Source organism: Amycolatopsis taiwanensis DSM 45107, assembly GCF_000519205.1.
GTDB lineage: Bacteria > Actinomycetota > Actinomycetes > Mycobacteriales > Pseudonocardiaceae > Amycolatopsis_E > Amycolatopsis_E taiwanensis.
Genome location: NZ_JAFB01000022.1, coordinates 134,031 through 159,401, shown reverse-complemented (window position 1 = coordinate 159,401; position 25,371 = coordinate 134,031). Strand labels below are relative to the sequence as shown.

The following is a 25,371-nucleotide window of genomic DNA, read 5'->3' as shown; positions in this document are numbered from 1 at the left end:
AGTGGTGTTTCAAAGCGGCGGAGCCGCTTGNGGTGGGTCGTCCACCTGCACCGCCGCGGGTTCTGAGGTGGTTCCTGAAACAGTCTCCAGGGCACCGATCTCATCGGCGGTGGGCACGGCGGTGTGCGTCCCGGGACGGGTGACCGCCACGGCGGCGGCCGCGGAGGCGACCCGCGCGGCGTCGGGAAGGGCGAGTCCGCGGGCGAGCCCGGCGGCGAGCACGCCGCAGAAGGTGTCGCCGGCACCGGTCGTGTCGACGGCTTCCACCCGGATGGCAGGAACGCGCACGGGCTCACGGTCGCGTTCGGCGACCAGACAGCCATCGCCGCCGAGCGTGACGATGACCGCGGGCACGCGCCGCAGCAGCGCCCGCGCGGCTGCGTCGGGCGCGCCCGGGACGGCCGCCAGGTCGGCGGCCTCGTGCTCGTTGACGATGAGGAGGTCGAGTGCGTCCCACAGGTCGGCGGGCAGGTCGCGGGACGGCGCGGCGTTGAGCGCCATGAGGGCGCCCGGACGCCGCGCGGCTGCCGCCGCTTGCACCACGTCGACCGGGATTTCGAGCTGCGCGAGCACAACGTCGGCCGCGGCGATCCGGTTCGCTTGCGCGGCACCGACTTCCACGTGGGTGTTGGCACCCGGCGCGACGACGATGGTGTTCTCACCATCGGGCGAGACGGTGATCAAGGCGGTGCCGGTCGCGGCCTCCACCCGGTCGACGAGGTCGGTACGAACCCCCGCCCACTCCAGCGATCCGACGAGCAGGTCGCCCGACTCGTCGGCACCGACCGCACCGACGAAGGTGGTGTCCGCTCCCCCGGCCCGCGCCGCGGCCACGGCCTGGTTCGCGCCCTTGCCGCCGGGGCTGCGACGCAGCTGCCCGCCGAGGATGGTCTCCCCGCCCCCGGGTAGCCGGGGAACGTCCACCACGAGGTCGACGTTCGCCGATCCGACCACCACCACCCGGCCGCTGCTGTTCATGCCTTCTTCTCCGCGAGTTCGCGCGCCACCGCGATTCATGCTCGTTCCTCCCCGAATTTGCGTGCGAGGGCGGTCGTGCGCGCCGCGAGATCCGCAATCCGCTGCTCCCCGCCCGGCAGCGAGGTGGCGATGCGGCCGTCGAGCGGTGCGCTCCACCGCTCTCCGATGCCGTCAACACCGCGCAATGCGCCGACGACCCCGCCCACGGTCGCCGCCGCGGAGTCGGTGTCCCAGCCGGCGGTCACGGCGATCGACACGCTCGGGCCGAACTCCCCGCCGCCCTTCGCGAGCGCGTAGGCGATGACCGCCGCGTTGTTGAGCACGTGAACCCAGTGCAGGTCACCATATGCGGCATGCAGGCGGTCGAGCCCGAACCGCACCTCCTGCTCGGGATTTGCGCCGTCGCCCTCGGCCGCCAGCTCGCGCCCGAACCGCACGGCCCGCGCGAGCCGGCTCTGCGGCGGAATTACCGTCTCGGCCGCGTCGAGAACCTCGTCCACCGTGGCACATACCATCGCCGCCGAGGCGAGTCCCGCCGCCCACATCGCGCCGTACACGCCATTGCGGGTATGGCTGAGCCGAGCGTCCGTCCACGCGAGCCGCGCGGCCGCGCGCACGTCGCCCGGCGAGACCCAGCCGAACACGTCGGTGCGGATGAGCGCGCCGATCCATTCGCGAAACGGGTTGTGGTGCGTGGCGGTCTCGGGCACGGGACGCGCGTCGAGCACGTTGCGGTAGGCGGCGCGCTCGGCAGTGAACACGCGCCCGGCGGGCAGATTGTCGAGCCACAGCTGGGCGACGTCCTCGGTGGTGAAGCCGCGACCGTGCGTTTCGAGCAAGGTGAGCGCGAGCATCGGGTAGTTGAGGTCGTCGTCCTCCGGCATCCCGTCGATGTTCTCTTCCAGCGACGTGACCGCCGAACGCCGGTTCCAGGGCCAGCGCTGCGCGACCTCGCCGGGCAGGCCGGCCGCGGTGAACCACCGGTCCAGCGGCCAGCGGCCGGTCGCGCGCAGGATCTCCTCGATGCCCTCGCGCGGGATCTTCTCCACGGGCTTGCCGAGCAGGCAGCCGGCCGCGCGACCGGTCCACGCCCCGGATACCCGGTCGTAGCCGGCGGTGTTGTCTGGGGGTGCAACCCCCAGACCCCGCCTGGGGGCAAGCCCCCAGACCCGCTCTGACAGGCCGGGCGCCGGCGGCAGCGACGCGGCGATCGCGTCCCAGCCGTCCGGCTCGTCCGGCGCGGGTCCGGCCGGAAGCGCACCGAGTTCGTCGAGCAGTTCCCGGGCGAGTGCCCGCAGCGCGGGCGACGCCGGCCGCGGGCCGGCCCCGCTCACCGCGGGCACGGGGTCACCACCGGCCGCCACCCAGCGCGCCCGCACCGCGCTGACGTCCTTACCCTCCACCGCCGACTGCACGAGCTCGTGTGCGAGCAGGTCCTCGGGCTGCGCCCAGGTGAGCCTCATGCCGGTTCCTCCGCCGGCTTCCCCGCCGGAGCCGCGACCTCCGCGGCCTCGAGCCCGTCCAGCGCGGCCAGCCGGGCAAGCGCCCGTTCGCGGTCGGCGCGGAGGATGTCCGCGGCGGCCGCGGCCATCAGCCGCCCGGTCTCCCGGATGTCCATCCGGCTCGCCTCGCTGATCGGGTCGAGCCACTCGGCCGGGACCACCGCGCTGCCACCGAGGCCGGCGCAGATCGCGCCGGCCATCGCCGCGATCGAGTCCGTGTCCCGGCCGTAGTTCACCGCGGCGAGCACCGCGCCGCGGTAGTCGCCCCGATGGCCGAGGACGAACGCGAGCGCGGCGGGCAGCTCCTCGATGGACTTCGTCCGGGACGGGCGCCGGGCGTCCAGCGACATCTGCCGGTAGTCCGGTCCCACCGAATCGAACGGGGCGACCGTTTCCCGGACGAGGCGCGCGAGGGCACGCTCCTCGTCGTCCGTGCTCGGCGGACTGGTCCATCCGCGGAAGACGTCCGCGACCGCGCGAAGCGCCGCGGCGGTCCCGTCGTGCGCGACCTCGAGCGCGGCCGTGACCACGTCGTCGAGGCTCGCGCCGGGGGCGACGGCGGCCGCGACCATCGCCGCGAAAACCCCCGCCGCCTCGCGGCCGTAGCTGGACTGATGGGCACCGGCGAGGTCGATCGCCTCGGCGTAGGCACCCCGTGGATCTCCGGCGTTCACGATCCCGACCGGCGCGATGTACATCGCCGCACCACAGTTCACGATGTTGCCCACGCCCGCCTCGCGCGGGTCCGCGTGTCCATAGTGGAGCTTCGCGACGATCCACTTCTCGGCGAGGAACACGCGCTGCAGCAGCAGCGCCGTCGACTCCAGCTCGGGGACCCAACGGGGTTCGCCGATCATCAGCGGCACGAGATCTTCGGCCATCGCGTACGCGTCAAGGTGGGCGCGGCGCTTCGCGTACACCTCGACGAGTGCCCGCGTCATCAGGCTGTCGTCGGTAATGTGCCCGTCACCCTTGTGGTACGGCGCAATGGGACGCGCCTCCCGCCAATTCGGGTACCACGGTCCGACGATGCCGGTCACCCGGCCACCGTGCCGCTGCTCGATCTGCTCCGACGTCCACCCTTCGGTGGCGCCACCCAACGCGTCCCCAACCGCCGAACCGGTGATCACGGCCACAGCTCGGTCTTCAAGCCAGGTCAACGAATTCGCTCCTCTTCCGATCGTTACCGCGAGATGCTCTTCCGATCGCTATCGCGAGATGCTCTTCCAACCGTCTTGAAGCTGGCTGGCCAGGCCGTTCGCGTCGATCTGTTGTGCCAGGAACCGCTGGTACGCAGGCGTGGCGACGGTGTCCTTCCACTGCGCGTACTTGTCGACGAACAGGTACGGGGCCGAGGTCAGGTACTCACCGGACGACAGGATGACGTCCCAGCCGTTCTGAGCGCCGAGCTTGGTCGACAGTGCCTGCCGCGCGGATGACGTGGCGGGAATCAGGCTGTCGGCCTCATTCAGCGAGGCAAGGTTTTCGGTGTCGGTGAAGAACTCGATGAACTCGGCGGCCTCCTTGACGTGCTTGGAGTCCTTGCTCACCGACAGGGTCTGCGGGTTGGCGGCCTGCGCCGGCCCGGCCGATCCGGCCAGCGGCGGGAGAATGATCCAGTCGAGGTCCTTGGGCGCGTCCTTGGCGATGTTCGCGGCCTGGAAGGAGCCCTGGATGGTCATCGCGACCTGGCCCGCGTAGAACGACGCGAGCACCTTGGAACCGGACTGCGTCAGGCTGACCGGAAGGATCGACTTGTCCTTGTGCGCCATGGTGTCGACCATCTCGGGCAGCGCCATTTCACCCTGACCGATGGTGAGCGCGGTGTCGGCTCCGCTTCCCTGGAAGTACTGCCCGCCGAAACCGGCAGCCATGGCCACGAACGCGGCGGTGGGGCTGGACAGTCCCCAGCCGAGCCCGTACGTGTCGCCGGAGGTGGTGGCCTTGGCGATCTGGCGCAGCTGGTCCCAGGTCATCGTGGGGCCGGTGGGAATCGCGACGCCGGCGCGCTCGAGCAGGCCCTTGTTCGCGAAGACCACATAGGACTGCATCTCGGTCGGGTAGGCGATCACCTTACCGTCGACCGTGACGGAGTCGAGGACTCCCTTCGGAATATCGGCACGCGTCTTGTCCGAAAGGTACGGGGAAAGGTCGGCGAGGTACCCGTCGGTGGCGAACGACACGATGCCCGCCGCCTCGTCGTGGATGATGTCGGGCGCGGTACCCGAGTTGAACTCGGTGGTGAGCTTGTCGAAGACGCCGTCCCAGCCGGCCGGCACGACCTTCACCTGCACATCGGGGTGAGCCTTGTTCCAGGTGTCGACGATCTGGTTCGTGGCCGCGATCGCACCCGGCTGGTCGGACAGGGACTGGAAGGTGAGGGTCACCGGCCCGCTGCCGTCACCGCCTCCGCTGCCGCACGCGGCGAGCAGCATGCCGGTAACCGCGAGGCATCCGGCGGTCAACGCACGACGAAACTTCATTGGTCGTCCTTTCTTTTGTCTCACACGCCGACGGGCTGAACCGCGCTCAGTGCCTCTGGCTGTTTGAGATGCGGTGCCGGTCGCGCGTGTCCCGTTGATATGAGCGGGGTCCGCGGGTGGTTCATCCCTTCACCGCCCCGGCCATCAGCCCGCCAGCGAGCTTCCTGCGCATGATGGTGAAGAAGACGATGCTGGGAATCGCGGCGAGCACGGCGCCCGCGGCCAGCGGCCCGAGCGCGACCTTGCCCTCGCCGCCGATGAACATCTTCAAGGTGATGGGCAGCGTGTAGTTCTCCGGCGACTGCAACAGAACCAGCGCGAAGAAGAACTCGTTCCACGACGAAACGAAGCTGAACATCGCCGTCGCGACAACGCCCGGGACCAGGAGCGGGAACACGATTTTGCGCAGCACGGTGAACCGCCCCGCGCCGTCCATCGCGCCGGCCTCTTCGAGCTCCGCGGGAACCGCGCTGACGTAGCCCTGCAACGTCCACAAGGCGAACGGCAGGAAATACGTGGTGTGCACGAGCGTCAGCCCGATGAGGCTGTCGGTCAGTCCGAGCATCCGCAGCACTAGGAACAGCGGCAGGATGACAAGGACAACGGGAAAGACCTGGCTCACCAGGATCCACGCCACCCCCGCGATCCGGACCTTACCCCGGAGCCGGGCCAGCACGTAGGCCGCCGGCAACGCGATGACGATCACCAGTGCGGTGGCCACCAGCGCCACCACCACGCTGTTCACGGCGGAATGCACCAGGCCCTGCCGGGCGAGCGCATCCGTGTAGTTCTCCCAGTGCCACTCTTGCGGCACCAGGCTCACCGTGAGCGAGTTGAGCTCCGCCGATGACTTCACCGACGCCGAGATCAGCCACAGCAGCGGGAAGCCGAGGAACACCAGATACCCCGCGAGGGCAAGATATTGCGCTGGGCGCACGAGTCGACGCATGGCTACCGCCCCCGCTCGCTGTCGTTGCGGAACTGCGACCGGAGATAGACGGCCAGCAGCACGACGATGACGATCACCAGCACCACACCCATCGCCGCGGCGTAGCCGATTTCCCGGTTGCGGAAGGCCTCCAGGTAGGTGAACAGCACCGGAACCATCGTCTTACCGCCCGGACCGCCGTTGGTGAGCACGTAGATCAGTGAGAACGAGTTGAAGTTCCAGATGAAGTTCAGCGACGTGATGGACGTGATGATCGGTCGCAGGCTCGGCAACGTCACGGCCGTGAACCTGCGCCATGCCCCGGCTCCGTCCACGGCCGCCGCCTCGTGCAGCTCGGCCGGAACCTGCTGGAGCCCGGCCAGCAGCGTGACCGTCGTCTGCGGCATACCGACCCAGACACCGACCAGGATCACGGCGGGCAACGCCGTCGCGAAGTCGCCGAGCCAGTTGATGTCGCTCGGCAGGCCCAGCGCGCCGAGAAACGCGTTGAGCGGACCACCGTTGGGCGAGTAGATCATTTCCCACATGATCGCCACCACCACCGGCGGCATCGCCCACGGAATGAGCGCGAGCACCCGCGTCAGGCCCTGCAGGCGCAGGCCCGAGTTGAGCAGGAGCGCCAGGCCCATCGCCGCCACGAGCTGGAGCACCGTGACGCTGACCGTCCAGATCAGACCGATCCGGAAGGACTCCCAGAACAGCGAATTGCCGGCGAGACGCACGAAGTTGTCCAGCCCGACGAAGTCGTATTCGGGGTTGCGCACCAGCCGTGCGGAAGTGAACGCCAGCACCACGCCGACGACGAGCGGCGCGACGCTGAAGATGAGGATCGGGATCAACGACGGCATTACCAGGCCGATGGCCTCGTTCCGCCGGCTACGCGCCAGCGTTCCCCGGGAACGCTTTGCGGGCTTGCGACCGGTGGCCGGCGAGGGCGCCGGTGTTTCCGTGGCGAGGGACGACATCGGCATCACGCACCCTTGCCCGTGCCGACGCTGGAGGCCGGAACCGTGGATTCGCGCACCATGAGGGTTGGTCCGACGGCGACCTGCCGCGAAGGCTGGTCGGGGTCGTCGGCGAGCCCGAGCATGAGCCGGGCGGCCGCGCGGCCGCGTTCGGCCGAGCCCAGGGACACGCTGGTGAGGCTCGGCAGGAACACCTGGCCGATCTCGGTGTCGTCCATGCCGGTCACCGCCACGTCCTCCGGCACCGACAAGCCGAGCTCGCGTACGGCGCGGATCGCGCCGATGGCCAGCAGGTCGTTGGCCGCCACGACGGCGTCGAACCGGTCCGCCGGCCCGGACGCGCGGGCCAGCAGCCGGCGCGCGGCCGCCAGACCGGCCGCCACGGTGAAATCGTTCACGGTCTCGGTCTCGACGCGCTCGGCGGCGAAGCCTTCGGCCGCGATGGCGGCGTCGAAACCGCGCTGGCGAGCCGCACCCGGGGTGGTCTCGCGCGGACCGTTGAGGAAGACGATCCGCCGGCGGCCGAGGGAGTACACGTGCCGGACCGCTTCCCCGATCCCCGCCGCGGAATCGGTGGAGACCGAGCTGATGCCCTGATCGTCCATCGCCCGGCCGATCACCACGACCGGCACCGGCGCCTGCCGGATCTCGCGGACCAGCTCGTCATCGGTCCGCAGCGGGACGACGATCATGCCGTCGACGAAGCCGCTGCTCAGGCTGCGCACCAGCTCGCCCGTCGACATGGCGGTGTCTCCTGTGGACATTACGACGACGCGGTAGCCGTGCGGGTCGAGCACCTCGTGGATCGCCCGCAACATCTCGACGTAGACCGGGTTGCCGATGTCCGCCACCGCGAACGCGATCTGGAACGTCTTCTTCATCCGCAGCGACCGCCCGATGGCGTCGGGGCTGTAACCGAGCTCCTCCGCCGCTGCCCGGACCCGCTCGACCATCTCCTTGCTCGCGCCGGTCCCGTGCAGGGCGCGAGAGGTCGAGGCCAGGGAAACCCCGGCCCGCTCGGCCACCTGTAACAGCGTGGCCCGTGTTGATGTCATCGTCCCTCCACGACGTCGTGAAACGAGCAGCCCGACCCGGCGGATTGGAAACGTTTCCAGGCGCGCGGCAGCCGACTTGGAAACGTTTTCAGCGGATTGGTCCCGGAGCCTGCCATGCGGCTGGCAAGTTGTCAACCAGCCCGGCCGAGCCCAGGTCACGACGGTGGTTCAGCCGGCTCTCTCATGCCCGCGCGCCGAGGAAACCCAGCACACTCGGCATTACGCGGCGCCAGTAGCCTTCGCTGTGCTCGCCAGACTCGAAGGCGGCCACCGCGGGGTGAGCCTGCTCGGCGAACCGCCTCGCTGCCGGGTAGAAGGGATCCTCCTCGCCGCACCAAATACCGATCGGGAGGCTCGGCGGCAGATCGGCGACGTGGCGAAGCGGTTCTGACGCGACCCAGGTGGTCTCGTCCGCGAAGGCATTCCGGGCGGCGGCGTCCGGCCAGTTTTCGAACAGCGCCGGGCTGATCAGCGCGACGGCGGCCAGTGGTTCGTTCCGGGCAAGGACGAGCGCCCCGAAGCATCCCATCGAAATCCCGAGCACGGCACTCGGCCGGGCCAGCCCCAGCTCGTCCAGCCAGCCCGGAAGCTCGTTGCGCACCATCGCCTGCGGGTCGTCCGCTCCCCTGGCCACCCAGTACGAGTCGCCGCCATCGACGGCGACCAGCGCGAACGGCTTGGCCCCAGCCGCCACCGCGGCCGTGAGGAAGCGAGGCAGGCCCAGTCCGACCATCTCCTGCGCGCTGCTGGAACGACCGTGCAGCACCAGGAACACCGGTAGCCGAGTGTGGTCCGCGGACACCGGCACCATCGTCACGAGGTTGACCGTCCGCCCACGAGCCGCCGAATACCGCACCTGTGCACCAACGGTCGCGGCCGGCACGTCCGGCACCACGCCGTCCGGCCCGGTCAGGCCGAGTTCGCGGCGTAGCCGTGTTCCGCCCGGCAGCACCCCGCCCAGCATCCCGGCGCCGTAACCGACGGCCAGGCCACCGGCGAGGAGCCCACCGACGAGCACACGTCGCCTACTGAACATCTGGTTCGTCCCCATGTGCTCAAAGACACTGGAAAGCCCTTCCGGTTGCGCCCTGGGTTCTCCATGAAGAGACCTTGCCAATCGGGCGCCGGTACGCTTGACTGAAAGTAGAACCTGTTCTACTCCGGGAAGGTGGGGCAAGGATGCGAACCCGTGCGGCCGCGCTGCTCGAGCAACCGGGCAAGTGGCAGATCGTGGACATCGAACTGGACGAGCCGGCCGCCAACGAGGTGCTGGTCAGGTTCGTCGCGGCCGGGTTGTGCCACTCCGACGACCACGCGACCACCGGGGACATGCCGACGCCGCACCTGCCGCTGATCGGCGGGCACGAGGGCGCGGGTGTGGTCGAAGCGGTCGGCCCGGGGGTGCGCAACCTCGCGGTCGGCGACCACGTGGTCGCCCAGTTCGTACCCTCCTGCGGGCGCTGCGAGCCCTGCTCGTCCGGCCGGGGAAACCTCTGCGATCTGGGCATGTACGCGTTGAGCGGCTGCATGACCGACGGCACCTACCGCGCCCACCTCGACGGTGCGGACGTGGCCCAGATGACCATGGTCGGCACGTTCGCCCAGCACGCTGTCGTGCCCGAGTTCTCCCTCACGAAGGTCGACAACGACCTGCCCTTCCACGTCGCGGCGTTGTTGTCCTGTGGAGTCCCGACCGGCTGGGGCTCCGCCGAGTACGGGGCGGAGGTCTCGGCGGGAGACACGGTCATCGTGATGGGCGTCGGCGGCGTGGGCATGAACGCGGTGCAGGGCGCCCGCGCCCGTGGCGCCGCGCATGTCATCGCGGTCGACCCGGTCGCGTTCAAGCGCGAGAAAGCGTTGGAGTTCGGGGCGACGCATTCCTTCGCCGACATCGACGAAGCCGCGGACTTCGCCCGCTCGGTCACCAACGGCCAAGGGGCGCACGCCGCGATCGTCACGGTCGGGGTCACCACCGGCGAGCACGTCGCACAGGCCGTCAACGCGATCGGGAAGTTCGGTACCGTCGTCGTCACCGGCATCGGCGACGTCAAGGACGAAGGCCTGCCGATCAACCTGTGGCTGTTGTCCATGATGCAGAAACGCATCCAGGGCGTCATTTTCGGCATGGGCACGCCCTCCTACGAGATCACCCGCCTCGCGCGGATGTACCAGGCGGGCACGCTCAAACTGGACGAACTGATCACGACGACGTACACATTGGACCAGATCAACCAGGCCTATGCGGACATGCACGCGGGCCGCAACATCCGCGGCCTGATCCTGCACGACACCTGATCGGCGCTACGCGGATCCGTACCCGTCTCGCCGTGCTGCTCCCGCGCGCTTAGCCGTGGGCCGACACGGGCGGACAGAGATCGCTCGCCACAAGGCGTTCCCGAACGCCCCAGCGGCTTGCCGCGAACCAGTGTCGGCGAGACATCATCGCCCAGATTAATGGCGAACAACCCCGCGCCCCATCGGGAACCACTGGCCGGTCCTTGCGTAGCGCCGGCATCGCCTCGTGCGCGGCCGGGAATTCCTTCCGGATTGCCCGCCGGTCCAGCACCGGAACCCGTGTTCAAGGAGGAACGAGACCGGATTCGAGTGGCGTGGCGGTACGCCGTAAGATTAAAGCAGTCGCTTGACTTAATTCGGCTGAGGCGGTTAGCTGGCCACGTACTCGAGGTCGATCCTGAGGAGGACGCACGGTGAAACACGAGCCGGACGACCAGGTGCTGGACTACCCGCTCACCAGCCCCACGGCTCTGGAGCCACCGGCCGAGTGGGAACGGCTGCGCCGGCAGTGCCCGGTCGCGCGGATCAAGCTGCCGAGCGGGGACGAGGCGTCCCTGGTCACTCGCTATGACGATGTCCGGCAGGTGCTGTCCGACCCGCGCTTCGGCCGCCAGCTCGACGCACCCGACGCCGCGCGCCTCACCGCGAGCGAGTCGGGCGGGGTGTTCAACAGTGAGATGAGCAAAGTACTGCCGCAGACCGGCGAGGGGCACCAGCGCTGGCGGCGGATGCTCAACCGGTGGTTCACCGCGAAGCGCATGGCGATGCTGCGCCCGCGCATCGAGGTGATGGCCGACCGGCTCATCGACGAGATGATCAAGCACGGCCGGCCCGCGGACCTCAAGGCCGGGCTCGGCTTCCCACTGCCGGTGTGGGTCATCTGCGACATGCTGGGCGTGCCCGAATCCGATCGCGACCGGTTCTCCTATTGGTCCGACACCCTGCTCAATCTGACTCGCTACACCGAGGCCGAGGTCCTCGCGGCGCAGGCCGAGTTCCACGAGTACATGGCCGGACACATCACCACCAAGCGCGCGGCGCCGGGCGATGACCTGCTGAGCGAGCTCATCACCAGCACCGACTCCGCGGGCGAGCGGATGTCCGACGCGGCGCTCGTCGCCACCGGCCTCGGCCTGCTGGTCGCCGGGCACGAGACCACGGCGAACATGATCGGCAAGATGGTAGCCATGCTGCTCGCCGACCGCCGGCGCTGGGAGCAGCTCCTCGCGGACCCGTCACTGGTCCGCTCAGCGGTCGAGGAGGCCCTGCGGTTCGACGCCAACGCCGGCGTCGGCATGGTCCGCTACCTGAACGAGAGCGTGGAAATCGGCGGCACCACGCTGCCGCGCGGCACCACGGTGATGTGCAGCATGGCCGCGGCCAACCGAGACACCGCGGCCTTCGAAGGCGCGGACGAGATGGACCTCGCCCGGACACCGAACCCGCATCTGGCCTTCGGCAGCGGGGCGCACTCGTGCCTGGGACAGGCACTGGCGCGCACCGAGCTGCAGGTCGTGCTCGAGGCGTTGTTGCGCCGGTTGCCGACCCTCGAGCTCGCCGTCCCGGCCACCGAGCTGAACCGCCTGGAAGGACTGGTGGTCGGCGGTCTCCGCGAAGTCCCGGTGCGGTGGTGACCATGGCCGGGCGGACGGCGCGCGAAGAGCGGGTCAACTCGACCCGGGAGCTGTTGCTGTCCGCCGCGGAACGCCTGTTCGCCGAGCACGGGGTGTTCGCGGTGTCCAACCGTCAGATAAGCGAAGCCGCCGGGCAGGGCAACAACGCCGCCGTCGGCTACCACTTCGGCACCAAGACCGATCTGGTCCGGGCGATCGTGCGCAAGCACACCCGGTGCATCGACCGGCTCCGCGAGCAACGGGTGGCCGACACCGGGAACTCCACCGACGTGCGCGACTGGGCGTCCTGCCTGGTCCGCCCGATCACCGACTACCTGGCCGAGCACGGCAACCCCACCTGGTTCGCCCGCTTCGGCGCACAGCTGATGACCGACCCGGTGCTGCGGGAGATCATGCTCGACGAGTCATTGACCTCGCCGTCGTTGGTGCAGGCCATCGACGGGCTCAACCGGTGCCTGCCCCAGCTGCCGGTCGAGGTCTTTCTCGAGCGCAGCGACATGAGCCGTCAGCTGATGGTGCACATGCTCGCCGAACGCGAGCGCGCACTCGCCGAACGCACCCCCACGCCCCGGCCCAGCTGGCGGCACGCCGCGGACGGGTTGATCGACGCGATCGCCGGGCTGTGGCTGGCGCCGGTCACACCAGACCCATCGAAGGAGGAAAACCGACATGAAGATCACCGTCGACGAGGACAAGTGCTGCGGCGCCGGTAGCTGCGTGCTGGCCGCACCGAAGGTGTTCGACCAGCGTGAGGAGGACGGCATCGTGATCCTGCTCGACGCCGAGCCGCCGGCGGAGCAGCACGCGGCGGTACGCGAGGCCGCCAACGTGTGCCCGGCCTCGGTGATCGAGCTGAGCGAGCAGGCGTGAACATCCCGGACAGCGTGCTGGTGGTCGGTGCCGCGGCCGGCGGTCTGTCCACAGTGGAAGCGTTGCGACGCAAGGGTTACCAGGGCATGATCACGGTGCTCGGCGCCGAGGCGCACGCACCCTACGACCGGCCGCCGCTGTCCAAGCAGGTGCTCGCCGGCGCCTGGCCGCCCGAGCGCACCACGCTCCGCACCCCGGAGCGACTATCCACACTGGACGCCGAGTTCGTGCTCGGGGACCCGGCGGTCGCCCTGGACCCGCGCGCACGCGAGGTGCGCACCGCGTCCGGCGAAACCCTGCGCTCCGGCGCCATCGTGGTAGCCACCGGAGTGCGACCGAGGACGCTTCCCGGGCAGGAAGAGTTGAGCGGTGTGCATGTACTGCGCACGCTGGAGGACGCGCTGGCCCTGCGGGCGGACCTGCTGGCCGCGAAAACGCTCGTGGTCGTCGGCGAAGGTGTGCTCGGGGCAGAGATCGCGGCCACCGCCAAGGGCATGGGTCTGGACGTGACCATGGCCGGGCCCATGCCGGCGCCGATGGCCGCGCAGCTCGGGCAACGGGTTTCGGAGACGCTCTCCGGGCTGCATGCCCGGCACGGGATCCGGCTACGCCTTGGCGCCGGGGTGCGCAGGCTCACCGGCGAGGACGGGCGGGTGGCCGGGGTCGAACTGCGAACCGGCGAGGTGTTGCCGGCCGACGTGGTCGTGGTCGCGATCGGCGCCGTGCCGGTGGTGGACTGGCTGGAGACCAGCGGCCTGCGCCTGGACAACGGCCTGGTGTGCGACTCCCGTTGCCGGGCGGCGGACGGGATCTACGCGGTCGGCGACGTCGCCCGCTGGCACCACGAACCGCTCGGCAGGTCACTGCGGCTGGAGAACCGCACCAACGCCACCGAGCAGGCCGGTGCCGTCGCGGCCAACATCCTCGGCGCGGACGAGCCCTACACCCCCGTGCCGTACTTCTGGACGGACCAGTTCGACGTGAAGATCCAGGTGCATGGCACCTTACCGACCGGTGCGCAGGTATCCATTGTGGACAGCGCCGAGGACGGCGGGCGGTTCGTCGCGCGGTACGAGCACGAAGACCGGGTCGCCGGTGTGCTCGGCTGGAACATGCCCAAGCAGGTCCGCCTGCGCCGGCAGGAGGTCGTCGATTCACACGCCGCGCCCACCCACAGTTCCGCACTGACGTCCAATTAGGAGAAGGATGACCAGCGCTGTTGATCCGGCCGCGATCCCGGAGTACCCCATGGACAGGGCAGCAGGCTGCCCGTTCGACCCGCCGCCGCGGCTACGGGACCTGCAGGCCGAGGGTCCGCTGACCAAGGTCCGGTTGTGGGACGGCAGCACTCCGTGGCTGGTGACCCGCTACGCCGACCAGCGCAAGCTCATGGCCGACCCCCGGATCAGCGCCGACATCGCCAGCCCCGGCTATCCGAGCCCGGCCGCGAACAACGGCGGCGGGTCGAAGATCAGCTTCATCCTGATGGACAACCCCGAGCACGCGCGGCTGCGCCGGATGGTGACCGCGCCGTTCACGATCAGGCGAGTGTCGGCGATGCGACCGGCCGTCCAGAAGATCGTGGACCGCCTGATCGACGAGATGCTGGCCGGTCCGAATCCCGTGGATCTCGTCGACTCCTTCGCGCTGCCGGTGCCGTCGCTGGTGATCTGCGAGTTGCTCGGTGTGCCGTATGCCGAGCATGATTTCTTCCAGGAGCACAGCAAGACCATCATCCGGCGCACCGCCACGACGGCCGAGCGGAACGCGGCGATGCGCGCGCTGGCCGGGTACCTCCACCGGCTGGTGGGCGACAAGCTCGCCAATCCCGGCGAGGATCTGCTTTCCGGGCTGGCCGGCCGGATCAGGGCCGGGGAGCTGACCCAGGAGGAAGCCGCCCAGATCGGTGTGCTGCTGCTCATCGCCGGGCACGAGACCACGGCCAACATGATCGCGCTCGGCACGCTGGCCCTGTTCGAGCACCCGGAACAGCTCGCGTTGCTGCGCGAGGGGGCCGAGGAGAACCTGGTCTCCTCGGCGGTCGAGGAACTGTTGCGCTACCTGAACATCACGCACAACGGGCGGCGGCGCGCGGTGCTCGAGGACATCGAGTTCGCCGGGCAGACGCTACGCGCCGGGGACGGCGTGATCTTCCCGAACGACATCGGCAACCGCGACCCCGATGCCTTCGCCGACCCGGACAACCTGGATCTGACCCGCAACGCGCGCCACCACGTCGCGTTCGGTTTCGGCGTGCACCAGTGTCTCGGCCAGTCGCTGGCGCGGATGGAGCTGCAGGTCGTCTACGGCACCCTCTATCGGCGGATCCCCACTCTGCGGCTCGCCGCCGACCTGGAACGGATACCGTTCAAGCACGACGGCTCCGTCTACGGCGTCTACGAACTTCCCGTCACCTGGTAACCCGGGCCGCGGCTCAGGCGGCGGTGTCGGCGGCGGCGGGCGTGGAAACGCGGATGAGGTGGTCGAAGGCGCTCAGCGCCGCGGTGGATCCCGAGCCCATCGCCGTCACGATCTGCTTGTAGAGCGTGGTCGTGCAGTCCCCCGCCGCGAACACACCGGGCACGCTGGTCGTCCCGCGTTCGTCGACCACGATCTCCTTGCGGTCGGACAGCTCCACGGTCCCGTCGAGCCACTCGGTGTTGGGCAGCAGGCCGATCTGCACGAAGACGCCTTCGAGCTCGATCCGGCGCTGCTCACCGGAGGTCCGGTCCTCGTAGGTCAGTCCGGTCACCCTGGCGCCGTCCCCGGCCACCTCGGTCGTGCGCGCGTTGAGCAGGACATCCACATTGGACAGACTGTGGAGCTTGCGCTGCAGGACGTCATCGGCCCGGAGCCGCCCGTCGAACTCCAGCACGGTCACGTGCGCCGCCAGGCCCGCCAGGTCGATCGCGGCCTCCACACCGGAGTTGCCGCCTCCGATCACCGCCACCCGCTTGCCCTTGAACAGCGGACCGTCGCAGTGTGGGCAGTAGGTGACGCCCTTGTTGCGGTATTCCTGCTCGCCGGGCACGCCCATCTGGCGCCAGCGGGCGCCGGCGGCCAGAACCACCGCGCCGGCCCGCAACACGGCTCCGCTTTCCAGCTCGACCTGGTGAAGATCACCGGGCGTCTGCGCGGGCACGAGCCGGGTGGCCCGCTGCAGTTCCATGATGTCGACGTCGTAGGTGAGGGCATGCTGCTCGAGCGCCGCCGCGAGCTTCGGGCCCTCGGTGTAGGGAACCGAGATCAGGTTCTCGATCGCCATCGTGTCGAGCACCTGGCCGCCGACGCGTTCGGCGACGATACCGGTGCTGATGCCCTTGCGCGCCGCGTAGACGGCCGCCGACACCCCGGCCGGGCCGCCGCCCACCACGAGCACGTCGAACGGATCCTTCTCGGTGAGCGCGGCCGCAGCACGCTCCGTGGCGGACTCGTCCAGTTTGGACAATATCTGCTCGAGCGTCATCCGGCCCTGGTCGAACAGTTCGCCGCCGAGGAACACGCTGGGCACGGCGAGCACCCCGTGGGCCTCGACCTCGTCCCGGAAAAGGGCACCGTCCACGGCGACGTGCCGGATTCTCGGGTTGAGCACGCTCATCAGATTGAGCGCCTGCACCACGTCGGGGCAGTTCTGACAGGACAGCGACAGGTAGGTGACGAAGTCGTACTCGCCGTCCAGCCCCCGGATCTGCTCGACGACCTCCTGGGAAACGTTCGGCGGATGGCCGCCGACCTGAAGCAGGGCGAGCACGAACGAGGTCAGCTCGTGGCCGAGCGGGATCGCGGCGAAGCGGACCGAAACGTCCGTCCCCGGCCGGGCGATGGCGAACGACGGGCGCCGCTCGTCGTCGTCCCGGCGCACCACCGTGATCTTCTCCGACAGCGCCGCGACCTCACCCAGCAGCTCTTCGAGTTGCCGGGACTTGGGGCTGTCGTCGAGCGAGGCGACCAGTTCGACCGGCTGCCGGAGCAGCTTGAGGTGCTGGGCGAGCTGTTGGGACAGTCCTTTGTCGAGCATGGAGAGACCTCCGGGTCAGGTCAGCGTCGGACGGCCCGGCGCGTGGTGGGACACGGCACGCGCCGGGCGAGGTGTCAGCGATGTGTTGCTGGGTTCGGTCAGATCTTGCCGACGAGGTCCAGCGACGGGGTGAGCGTGTCTTCGCCCTCTTCCCACTTCGCCGGGCAAACCTCGTTCGGGTGCTCACGGACGTACTGCGCGGCCTTGACCTTGCGCAGCAACTCGGCGGCGTTGCGGCCGACGCCCTCGGCGGTGATCTCCATGGCCTGGATCACGCCGTCCGGGTCGATGACGAAGGTGCCGCGGTCGGCCAGGCCCTGGCCCTCGCGCAGCACGTCGAAGTTCCGCGTCACCTCGCCGGTCGGGTCACCGATCATCGGGTAGGTGATCTTGCCGATCGTGTCGGAGGTCTCGTGCCACGCCTTGTGGGTGAAGTGGGTGTCCGTGGACACCGAGTAGATCTCCACGCCCAGCCGCTGGAATTCCGCGTAGTTGTCGGCCAGGTCACCGAGCTCGGTCGGGCAGACGAACGTGAAGTCGGCCGGGTAGAAGAAGACGACCGCCCACTTACCGCGCAGGTCCTGATCGCTCACCTCGACGAACGATCCATTGTGGAACGCGGTGGCGGTGAACGGCTTGATCTCTGTGTTGATCAGTGCCATCGGCGACAAACCCTCCAAAGCCTGTTTTCTGGAACCATACCAATCTAGAACGCCGCACCGACGGGACAATGACCCGTGTCACTTGACCTCCGTCGCGCGAAACCCGCAGGTCAACACCCAGCCGCGGACCAACGGGGCGGGCTGCCGGGAACCCGGCAGGCCAACGGGAAGCGAAAACTGTGTCGATCATCGCACCTCCTCCCCTGGCGTGTCCCCGGTTCAGGCGCGCATGTTCCCGGTCCAGGCATCCATGTTCCCGGTCCAGGAACACATGTTCCCGGTCCAGGCGCGCGTATCCAGGGGCTCAGTGTGACTTGGGAAAGGCGGCGCGCACTTCGGATCGGTTGACGATGAACGCGGCTGGGACCAGCGCGAGCGCGCCTGCGATCTGCATCACGACAAACCACGGCGGGAGGGCACCGGGGATGCTGTCGATGGCGATGATCGCGATCGGCGCGACGACGACGATGATGCGCACGCGTAGGTAGGCCGATCGCGCTCCCCGTGCGGCGAGGACGGTCAGCCAACAGGTCACCGCCGCGCTCGCGAACATTCCGCCTGTTCGGCCCCACATGAACGAAGTCACCTCGCGACCCGTCAGCGAGAGGATGACGACCACGATGAGGACTGCGACGCTGAATGCTCCATAGGCCGCAACGGATTTCGTCACCTTGCCGAAGGCTTGTTGCGCATGTGGACGGTGGACGGCCGCAGCGCGGTTGGTGGTTGCCATGTCTCCCTCTTCGGTTGCGTTGTCTGACCAGGTGTCGACGCTAGGGAGCGCATGCGTGGTGCGACATCGGTCTGGACGTACGGCTGGGTGGGGCTAGGCCTACTTCAGCCCGAATCCGCAGGTTTCCGGGCTCGATCCGGTGCACAGTGGAGACACCAAGCCGTACCGGCCGGCTCGGCGCAACGCGGGGATCCCCGGCGCCACGGTCGAAGTCACGAAGTGAAAAGGAAGGATCATGCGACAGCTGGTGTCGTGGGTGACGAGTGCCTGCACGGGATTCATGCGAGCGTGCGTTGTGATGGTCGTCGCCATGCTGGTCCCGGCCGTGTGGGCCGCTGCCGTGGCGCTGTGGATCTGGTGGGGCGCAAGCCCGTGGTCGTGGATAGCGCCGTTCATTTGGGCGGGCATCGGCACGCTCGCCCTGGGCCGCCCGGTGAGCCGGATGGTCCGCTCCCTCGTTGCGAAGTGGACGGACACCGTCCTTCCCGCCGGGTATCGTCAATCCGTGCCGGTGGTACAGCTGTCAACCGGGTACTGGTGGAACGGTTTCTCCTACACGCGCAGCAGGCGGGACGCGCACAAGGATCAGCGGTTGCGACTCTGGTGGAGCGATCCCGCCACCTGGCGAGACCTGCGGTTCACCGCGCTCGCGCCGATCGTCGTGGGTGTGCCCTCGGCCGTCCCGCCGGCCGGGATCGCGGCGGCGATCCTCGGGTTCGGCCGGTCAACAGTCCCTGCGTTCCTGATCGGGGTGCTCGGCGTGGTCGTCGCCATCGCCAGCGCCCCGTACGCCTGGCGCTCCGTAGAGCCGGTGGCCGTGCGCTTCCTTCGCCCATCGCCGGCGATGGCGCTGGCGGACCGGGTCGACGAGCTGACGGCACAGCGCGCGGACGCGACGGTCGCGCAAGCCGCCGAGATCCGCCGGATCGAGCGGGATCTGCACGACGGAGCGCAGGCACGCCTGGTCGCGCTCGGACTCTCCTTGGCGACCGCCGAAAAGCTGCTGGAGACCGACCCTGACCAGACCAGGGCGCTGCTGCGGGAAGCGCGAGCCGGCGCCGCGACCTCCCTGACCGAGCTCCGCGACCTGGTCAAGGGAATCAGCCCGCCGGTGCTGAACGAGCGAGGGCTTGTCGATGCCGTTCGCGCTCTTGTCCTGGACAGCCCGCTCGACACCAGTGTCCGCGCCGAGGGGCAGCTCAGCTTGGACTCGCCGATCGAGTCGGCCCTGTACTTCGGGATCGCGGAACTGCTGACCAACTCGGTCAAGCACGCCCATGCGACCCAGGCGCGGATCTCCATCACCCGGGACGACACCGGCATCGTCGTGGACGTCGAGGACAACGGCCGGGGCGGGGCCGGCGTGGGCGCCGGCGGCGGGCTTTCCGGGCTGCGCCGCCGCCTCGCGGCCTTCGACGGCACCCTCGACCTGACCAGCCCGGCAGGCGGCCCGACCCGCGCGAGAATGGTGGTGCCATGCGAATCGTCGTAGCCGAAGACCTCTACCTCCTGCGTGACGGGATGGTCCGCCTCCTCGAGGCATACGGACACCAGGTGGTGGCGACGGCGACCACCGGGCCCGAGACGCTCGACGCGCTGCTGACCCGCCGGCCGGATGTCTCCATCGTCGACGTCCGCATGCCACCAACCCAGTCGGACGAGGGCCTGCGGGCCGCTCTCACCGCTCGCCGCGAACTGCCCGGCCTGCCGGTCCTGATCCTGTCCCAGCACGTCGAACAGCTGTATGCCCGTGAACTCCTGGCCGACGGCGCCGGCGGCGTCGGCTATCTCCTGAAGGAGAGCGTGTTCGACGCTGACGGGTTCATCGATGCCCTGGAACGCGTCGCCGCCGGCGGGACCGCGATGGACCCGGCCGTCATCGGCAAACTGCTCTCCAGCGGCTCCGCCGACCAGCGGCTCGAACGGCTCACCGAGCGCGAGCACTCCGTGCTCAGCCTCATGGCCGAGGGACTGTCCAATCAGGCCATCGGCCGTCGGCTCTTCCTCAGCGAAAGCGCCATCAGCAAGTACACCACTTCCCTGTTCGGCAAGCTCGGCATCACCGACGACGACAACAGCAACCGCCGTGTCCTCGCCGTCCTCACCTACCTGAACGAGCCCTGATCAGTTTGGTACGTTGCGGCGTGGCAGCTTCGCCGCAATGAGGACCGTCACCAGGGCGAGCGCGGCCTCGATCCCAAAAGCCAGCTTCATCCCGCTCACCTGTGCAGGCGCGGCGGCGACCCCGTCGGCGACCAGGTGGCCGGCGCGGGCGGACATCACGGTCACCACAAGCGCGGTCCCGAACGCGGCGGCGACCTGCTGCAACGTCCCCAGCATCGAGCTGCCGTGCGAGTACAGGTGCGGGGGAAGCGCGCCCATGCCGAGTGTGAAGGCCGGGGTGAACATCGCCGCCAGACTCACCATCAGCAGCGTGTGCAGTGCCAGCACCTGCCAGTACGGCATCGTCAACGAGACCTGGGTGAACCCGCCGAGGGCGAGCAGCGTGCCGATCGAGCCGGGCAGCACCAGCGGCCGGCTACCGAACCGGTCGAACACCCTGCCCACGGTCGGTCCCAGCAGGCCCATCGCCAGACCACCCGGCATCACCAGCAGGCCGGTCTCCAGCGGGCTGAGCTCACGCAGGTGCTGCAGGTACAGCGGCAGCAGGATCATCGACCCGAGCATCGCCAGGAAGCCGACGGACAGTAGTGCCAAGGACAACGCGAAGGTGCGGTGCCGGAGGGCACGCAGGTCCATCAGCGGCGCACCGGCGCGTTGCAGCTTGAGCTGGCGGATCACGAAAACCACGATGGCCGCGGCCCCGGCGACGACGATGCCGATGCCGAGCCCGACGCGGGAGTCGCTTCCGCCGAAGAGGCTCAGGCCGTACACCAGGCCGCCAAAGCCGAGCGCTGCCACGGCAACGCTGAACCAGTCGATGGAACTCGCCTCCGGCTCGCCGATGTTGTCCATCTTGCGCAGCCCGAACAGGGTCACGCCGGCGGCGATGGGCAGGACCACCACGAACAGCAGTCGCCAGGAGCCGAACTGCAGGACCAGCCCGGAGACGGCAGGCCCAAGCGCGGGCGCCACCGACATGGCCAGAGTGACGTTGCCCATCACCCGGCCCCGGTCCCGCTCGGGCACCACGGTCATCAACGTGGTCATCAGCAGCGGCATCATCACGGCGGTGCCGGCGGCCTGCACCACCCGCCCCAGCAACAGAACCTCGAAGGACGGCGCGACGGCGGAAACAGCGGTACCCACGAGGAACACGCCCATCGCGATCGCATAGGACTGGCGGGTGGTGACCCGCTGCAGGAACCAGCCGGTGACCGGGATCACGGCGGCCATGGTGAGCATGAAGGCGGTGGAGACCCACTGCGCCGTCTGCTCGGTGATGCGCAACGAGTCCATCAACCGCGGCACCGCGTTGATCATGAGAGTCTCGTTGAGGATCACCACGAACGTGGCCAGCACCAGTAGCCGCACCACGATCGGTGTGCGGCCCGCGTGCACGGCCGGCCGTTCCCGGGTCTCAACTGACATGGCAGTACCTCGCTGGATTCGACAGTGCGGTCAAGGGCGCCACGCACCCAGCAGCCGTCGACAACGAACGTGGATGGGTGACACCAGTAGAGACTTCAGCGGCTGCCAGAACTCATCGGTCGGCCCGGATGTCAACCAGCACTGGGCATGAGTGACCCGTTACCGTCGTAAATCGGCATGAACTCCTCACTCATGCAAGTTGCGAGGCGGGTCATCGATCATGACTCATCGACGTCGGAACCATCGTAGCTGTTGACGAACGCCAAGATGTCGGCGTTGAGCTGTTCGGCGTGGGTGACGTACAGGCCGTGCCCGGCCGTCGGGTATTCCCGGTAGACGGCGTGGGGAATCAGCTTCCGGGTACGACGGCCGGTCACGTCGATGAGCGCGGACTGATCGGCCACGCCGTGGACGATCAGGGCCGGAACGGTGACTTGACGCAAGTCGGGGCGGAAATCCTCGTGGAACGTGGAGCGGAACACCTCGGCCGCCGCGAACGGCGCTGCGGACAGACAGCGTCGCACCTCGTTCTCAACCAGTGCCGGCGAGACGTCATTGCCCAGGTGAGTGGCGAAATAGCCCTGCGCACGATCGGCGAACCACTTGGGCCGGTCCTTGCGGAACTGCGCCAGCGTCGCCTCGAGCCCGGCCTCGGGAAGTCCTTCGGGGTTATCCTCGGTCCGTTTGAGAAACGGCACCGTTGACGCGAGGAATGCGACACGTGAGACGCGCTCTTCGCCGTGCCGGGACAGATAGCGGGCTGCTTCGCCACCGCCGGCCGAGTGAGCGACCAGAGTGATGTCCCGCAGGTCCAGGTGCTCGATCAACGCGGCGAGGTCGTCGCTGCGAGTGTTCACGTCGTAGCCGGACGAGGGACGGTCCGAGCGCCCGTGCCCGCGCCGGTCGAGGAGAGCGCACCGGAATCCGTGCTCGAGAAAGAACGGAACCTGATACTCCCACATGTCGGCGTGCAGGGCCCAACTGGAGACGAACACCACCGGGGCACCGGCACCATAGTCCTCATAGGACAGTCTGGTCCCATCGCTGACCTGGAAGAACGGCATCTCTTAGCTCCTTCGTAACTGTTGTGCCGCAATGCTCGCAGGTGGCGTGAGGACAGTCGATTACGTGGCAGGTAATGATCTGTGCGGCTGAACTGGCCGAAGTGCCAGCACGTTCACGCACGGGCGCGTCAAGCTCAGCGGCGCAGGGCGGTCTCGGTGTCCATGCGCGACAGCTTCTCGGGATTGCGCACGGCGTAGAGCCCGGTGATGCGGCCGTCGTCGATGCGCACCGCCGTGACGGTGTCGATCTCGCCGTCGAGCCGGAGAATCAGCGCCGGGTAGCCATTGACCTGTGCCGGCTGCAGCGAAACCGCAGCGGTGATCTTGCGCAGCCCGGCGACCAGCCCGCGGGCCACCTTGCCGGCCCCGGCGACGGGCCGCAGGGCGGCGTGTTTGACTCCGCCACCATCGCCCAGGGCCACGACATCCGGTGCGAGGAGGTCGAGCAGGCTCTGCAAATCTCCCGTTTCGAGCGCCCGCTGGAACGCATCGAGCACGCCTTGGGTCTCGGCCGGAGAAACGGCCCCGCGTGGTCTCCGTGCGGCGACATGCGCCCGTGCCCGGCGGGCGATCTGGCGGACCGCGGCCGGGGTCTTGTCGACGGCGTTCGCGATCTCGTCGTAGTCGACGTCGAACACCTCGCGCAGTACGAACACCGCCCGCTCGGTGGGCGTGAGTGTCTCCAGTACCAGCATCATCGCCATCGAGACGTTGTCGGCCAGTTCGACATCCTCGGCCACGTCAGGCGTGGTCAGCAGCGGCTCGGGCAGCCAGGGTCCGACGTAGGACTCCTTGCGGCGGCCGAGCGTGCGCAGTCGGGTGAGCGCCTGACGGGTGGTGATCCGGACCAGGTACGCGCGCTGGTTTTCGACGGTGCCGAGGTCGACGCCCGACCACCGAAGCCAGGTCTCCTGAAGAACGTCTTCCGCGTCGGCGGCCGAACCGAGCATCTCGTAGGCGACCGTGAACAAGAGGTTGCGGTGGGCGAGAAACGCCTCGGTGGCGGTGTCCCGGCCCTCGCCCACGCTCATGCTCCCGTCGTGATCTTCAGGCGCGGTCTGCGGCGTGCCGGCCATGGGTGGCTCCTGTTCGCTCTGGGCTGGGTCACCCACCAGACGCTGGGCCCGGCCGGTTTGTGACACCGAGACGGTAGCCAATCCTTGTTGTCCGGGGCCAAATCCCGGGAGCGGCGGTGCGCCGGCGGCGCGGCCACCCATGGGTGGCGCACGTCACGTAACCGGTGCTGTCACAAGAATCGGGTTGCCGGCGTCTCGTGGTCGTTCAGTGCAACACCACGAGCGAGGACGAAGTCATGGAACCCCGTATCGACCTGTTCACCAACGAGATCGGCGCCAAGTTCAGCAAGCGGTTCGCCAACCTCGGCCTGGTGATTCACCAGTCGCCGCTGCCGAAATCCACCCAGGAGCTGGTGTCGCTGCGCGCCAGCCAGATCAACGGCTGCGGTTGGTGCATCGACATGCACACCAAGGACGCCGCGGCCGCCGGTGAAACCCCGGTCCGGCTCAACCTGGTCGCCGCCTGGCGCGAGTCGACGGTCTTCACCGAGGCCGAGCGCGCCGCGCTGGCGCTCACCGAGGAGGGCACCCGGCTCGCCGACGCCAACCACGGCGTGTCCGACGAGACCTGGGCCCAGGTCCGCAAGCACTACGACGACGACCAGATCACCGCGCTGGTCTCCCTGGTCGCGCTGATCAACGCGGCCAACCGGCTGGCCGTGATCGTGCGCCAGCAGGGGGGTTCATACGAGGCCGGCATGTTCGCCCGCATGACGAGCTGATCGGCCCGCGAATCCCGGCCCGGCCCAGGATCATCCGACCCGGGGCCGGGTCCGCGCATGTCCGGGAACGGCTGCCGCCACGTGTGTCCCGTTCGGACAGCGGACTAGCCAAGGACGAGCGGAAGCCTCGCCGTCAGCTCGCCCAGTTCGGCCCGCTCCGCGCCGGTCGGGGCACGCCGCCCGGTGCCGACCAGCAGCGCGTCGGCGTCGGAGAGCGATGCGGGGAACGCGACCCCGGCAACCTTCTCCAGCAGTTCGCGCGACCAGGCGAGGCTCTCCGCGGGCGGTTCAGCCGCTTCCGGGAAGTGCGCGATCAGGTCGAGGTGGTGCAGCGTCCACTCGAGGACGTACGCGGAAAGGTAGTCGCCCACGGTGATGACCTCACCGAGAGTGCTGACCCGTGCCGCGGGGTCGGCGAGTACGGCGGCGCGACCGGCAGCGGAGCCGACGTCGTCGAAGTGGAACTTGAGCAAGCGAGGCTCTTCGTACGCGGCGGCCAGCCGGACGACCAACGCGTCGAACGATTCGTCGCCGGTCGCCTCGAGCACGTTCCAGTAGGTCACCGCGTTCCGGGTCGGCTCCGTTTCGGCGGGCGTGACCAGGGTGATCAGAACGTCCTGAGCGCCGATGATCAAGTGGCACACCAGGTCCCGCACGAGCCAGCCGGTACAGCCGGACGGCCGGGCGAAATCCTCGTCCGGGACTTCGGCGACGGCTGTGCGCAGCGCGGTCCACGAGAGTGAGAAGAGATCCACGGCGACAAGGTACTTACTACCGCCAACTACGTCGACCGATTTCGGCATCGCCGCGAAC

Annotated in this window: 24 protein-coding genes; 9 read left to right on the top strand and 15 right to left on the bottom strand. The window is 68.9% G+C overall.

The window, feature by feature from the left end:
- Nucleotides 1-9: 9 nt before the first annotated feature.
- The 8 genes from A3CU_RS45225 to A3CU_RS45215 all read right to left on the bottom strand — a co-directional run bounded on the left by A3CU_RS45225 (nt 10) and on the right by A3CU_RS45215 (nt 8,968).
- On the bottom strand, nt 10-978 hold the full coding sequence (locus A3CU_RS45225; protein ID WP_084143323.1) for a ribokinase: 969 nt from the start codon (nt 976-978) through the stop codon (nt 10-12).
- 35 nt (nt 979-1,013) lie between these two features.
- Nucleotides 1,014-2,441, bottom strand: a complete 1,428-nt coding sequence (locus tag A3CU_RS0117695) for an ADP-ribosylglycohydrolase family protein (protein ID WP_027943447.1) — start codon at nt 2,439-2,441, stop codon at nt 1,014-1,016.
- Nucleotides 2,438-3,640 (bottom strand): ADP-ribosylglycohydrolase family protein, encoded by a 1,203-nt coding sequence (locus tag A3CU_RS45220; RefSeq protein ID WP_043841426.1) that lies wholly within the window; start codon nt 3,638-3,640, stop codon nt 2,438-2,440. The genes A3CU_RS0117695 and A3CU_RS45220 overlap by 4 nt, the downstream gene beginning before the upstream one ends.
- A 48-nt stretch (nt 3,641-3,688) precedes the next feature.
- On the bottom strand, nt 3,689-4,963 hold the full coding sequence (locus tag A3CU_RS0117685; RefSeq protein ID WP_027943446.1) for an ABC transporter substrate-binding protein: 1,275 nt from the start codon (nt 4,961-4,963) through the stop codon (nt 3,689-3,691).
- Nucleotides 4,964-5,084: 121 nt separating this feature from the next.
- The gene (locus A3CU_RS0117680; RefSeq protein ID WP_027943445.1) at nt 5,085-5,912 is read right to left on the bottom strand and encodes a carbohydrate ABC transporter permease; all 828 of its coding nucleotides are present in this window, start codon (nt 5,910-5,912) and stop codon (nt 5,085-5,087) included.
- Nucleotides 5,913-5,914: 2 nt separating this feature from the next.
- Nucleotides 5,915-6,883, bottom strand: a complete 969-nt coding sequence (locus A3CU_RS0117675; RefSeq protein ID WP_245617143.1) for a carbohydrate ABC transporter permease — start codon at nt 6,881-6,883, stop codon at nt 5,915-5,917.
- Nucleotides 6,883-7,932 (bottom strand): LacI family DNA-binding transcriptional regulator, encoded by a 1,050-nt coding sequence (locus tag A3CU_RS0117670; protein ID WP_027943443.1) that lies wholly within the window; start codon nt 7,930-7,932, stop codon nt 6,883-6,885. Before A3CU_RS0117670 ends, A3CU_RS0117675 begins: the two co-directional genes overlap by 1 nt.
- Before the next feature lie 181 nt (nt 7,933-8,113).
- Nucleotides 8,114-8,968 (bottom strand): alpha/beta hydrolase, encoded by an 855-nt coding sequence (locus tag A3CU_RS45215; RefSeq protein ID WP_084143337.1) that lies wholly within the window; start codon nt 8,966-8,968, stop codon nt 8,114-8,116.
- A 143-nt stretch (nt 8,969-9,111) separates the two neighbouring features.
- On the opposite strand from A3CU_RS45215, the gene A3CU_RS0117660 reads away from it, so the two are divergent.
- From A3CU_RS0117660 to A3CU_RS0117635, 6 genes are all read left to right on the top strand, one after another.
- A complete protein-coding gene (locus A3CU_RS0117660) occupies nt 9,112-10,227 on the top strand; it encodes an NDMA-dependent alcohol dehydrogenase (RefSeq protein ID WP_027943441.1) in 1,116 nt (371 codons plus the stop codon).
- A gap of 413 nt (nt 10,228-10,640) precedes the next feature.
- The gene (locus tag A3CU_RS0117655) at nt 10,641-11,861 is read left to right on the top strand and encodes a cytochrome P450 (protein ID WP_027943440.1); all 1,221 of its coding nucleotides are present in this window, start codon (nt 10,641-10,643) and stop codon (nt 11,859-11,861) included.
- A 2-nt stretch (nt 11,862-11,863) separates the two neighbouring features.
- A complete protein-coding gene (locus A3CU_RS45210; RefSeq protein ID WP_052371826.1) occupies nt 11,864-12,574 on the top strand; it encodes a TetR/AcrR family transcriptional regulator in 711 nt (236 codons plus the stop codon).
- Nucleotides 12,531-12,731 (top strand): ferredoxin, encoded by a 201-nt coding sequence (locus A3CU_RS0117645; protein ID WP_027943439.1) that lies wholly within the window; start codon nt 12,531-12,533, stop codon nt 12,729-12,731. Before A3CU_RS45210 ends, A3CU_RS0117645 begins: the two co-directional genes overlap by 44 nt.
- A complete protein-coding gene (locus A3CU_RS0117640) occupies nt 12,728-13,930 on the top strand; it encodes an NAD(P)/FAD-dependent oxidoreductase (protein ID WP_027943438.1) in 1,203 nt (400 codons plus the stop codon). Before A3CU_RS0117645 ends, A3CU_RS0117640 begins: the two co-directional genes overlap by 4 nt.
- A gap of 7 nt (nt 13,931-13,937) precedes the next feature.
- On the top strand, nt 13,938-15,152 hold the full coding sequence (locus A3CU_RS0117635; protein ID WP_027943437.1) for a cytochrome P450: 1,215 nt from the start codon (nt 13,938-13,940) through the stop codon (nt 15,150-15,152).
- A 13-nt stretch (nt 15,153-15,165) separates the two neighbouring features.
- Here the strand turns inward: A3CU_RS0117635 and ahpF are convergent, their stop codons facing one another.
- The 3 genes from ahpF to A3CU_RS0117620 form a co-directional block, all read right to left on the bottom strand.
- The gene (gene ahpF, locus A3CU_RS0117630) at nt 15,166-16,749 is read right to left on the bottom strand and encodes an alkyl hydroperoxide reductase subunit F (RefSeq protein WP_027943436.1); all 1,584 of its coding nucleotides are present in this window, start codon (nt 16,747-16,749) and stop codon (nt 15,166-15,168) included.
- 98 nt (nt 16,750-16,847) lie between these two features.
- A complete protein-coding gene (gene ahpC / locus A3CU_RS0117625; RefSeq protein ID WP_027943435.1) occupies nt 16,848-17,411 on the bottom strand; it encodes an alkyl hydroperoxide reductase subunit C in 564 nt (187 codons plus the stop codon).
- Nucleotides 17,412-17,715: 304 nt separating this feature from the next.
- Nucleotides 17,716-18,144 (bottom strand): hypothetical protein, encoded by a 429-nt coding sequence (locus tag A3CU_RS0117620; protein WP_027943434.1) that lies wholly within the window; start codon nt 18,142-18,144, stop codon nt 17,716-17,718.
- A 235-nt stretch (nt 18,145-18,379) separates the two neighbouring features.
- On the opposite strand from A3CU_RS0117620, the gene A3CU_RS0117615 reads away from it, so the two are divergent.
- Both A3CU_RS0117615 and A3CU_RS0117610 read left to right on the top strand, forming a co-directional pair.
- Nucleotides 18,380-19,636: a sensor histidine kinase gene (locus tag A3CU_RS0117615; protein ID WP_027943433.1), complete on the top strand. Its 1,257-nt coding sequence runs from the start codon at nt 18,380-18,382 to the stop codon at nt 19,634-19,636.
- Nucleotides 19,621-20,268, top strand: coding sequence for a response regulator transcription factor (locus A3CU_RS0117610; RefSeq protein WP_027943432.1), 648 nt, complete (start codon nt 19,621-19,623; stop codon nt 20,266-20,268). Before A3CU_RS0117615 ends, A3CU_RS0117610 begins: the two co-directional genes overlap by 16 nt.
- Here A3CU_RS0117610 and A3CU_RS45205 read toward each other — a convergent pair whose 3' ends face one another.
- From A3CU_RS45205 to A3CU_RS0117595, 3 genes are all read right to left on the bottom strand, one after another.
- On the bottom strand, nt 20,269-21,696 hold the full coding sequence (locus tag A3CU_RS45205) for an MDR family MFS transporter (protein ID WP_043841423.1): 1,428 nt from the start codon (nt 21,694-21,696) through the stop codon (nt 20,269-20,271).
- Nucleotides 21,697-21,914: 218 nt separating this feature from the next.
- Nucleotides 21,915-22,760, bottom strand: a complete 846-nt coding sequence (locus A3CU_RS0117600) for an alpha/beta fold hydrolase (RefSeq protein ID WP_027943431.1) — start codon at nt 22,758-22,760, stop codon at nt 21,915-21,917.
- Between the two features lie 134 nt (nt 22,761-22,894).
- Nucleotides 22,895-23,836, bottom strand: coding sequence for an RNA polymerase sigma-70 factor (locus tag A3CU_RS0117595; RefSeq protein ID WP_027943430.1), 942 nt, complete (start codon nt 23,834-23,836; stop codon nt 22,895-22,897).
- 236 nt (nt 23,837-24,072) lie between these two features.
- Here A3CU_RS0117595 and A3CU_RS0117590 point away from each other — a divergent pair, with 236 nt between their 5' ends.
- Nucleotides 24,073-24,558 carry a carboxymuconolactone decarboxylase family protein gene (locus A3CU_RS0117590; protein ID WP_027943429.1) on the top strand — a complete coding sequence of 162 codons (486 nt, stop codon included), beginning with the start codon at nt 24,073-24,075 and terminating at the stop codon, nt 24,556-24,558.
- Between the two features lie 104 nt (nt 24,559-24,662).
- On the opposite strand, the gene A3CU_RS0117585 is transcribed toward A3CU_RS0117590, so the two are convergent.
- Nucleotides 24,663-25,313 carry a maleylpyruvate isomerase N-terminal domain-containing protein gene (locus A3CU_RS0117585; RefSeq protein WP_027943428.1) on the bottom strand — a complete coding sequence of 217 codons (651 nt, stop codon included), beginning with the start codon at nt 25,311-25,313 and terminating at the stop codon, nt 24,663-24,665.
- Between the last annotated feature and the right edge of the window lie 58 nt (nt 25,314-25,371).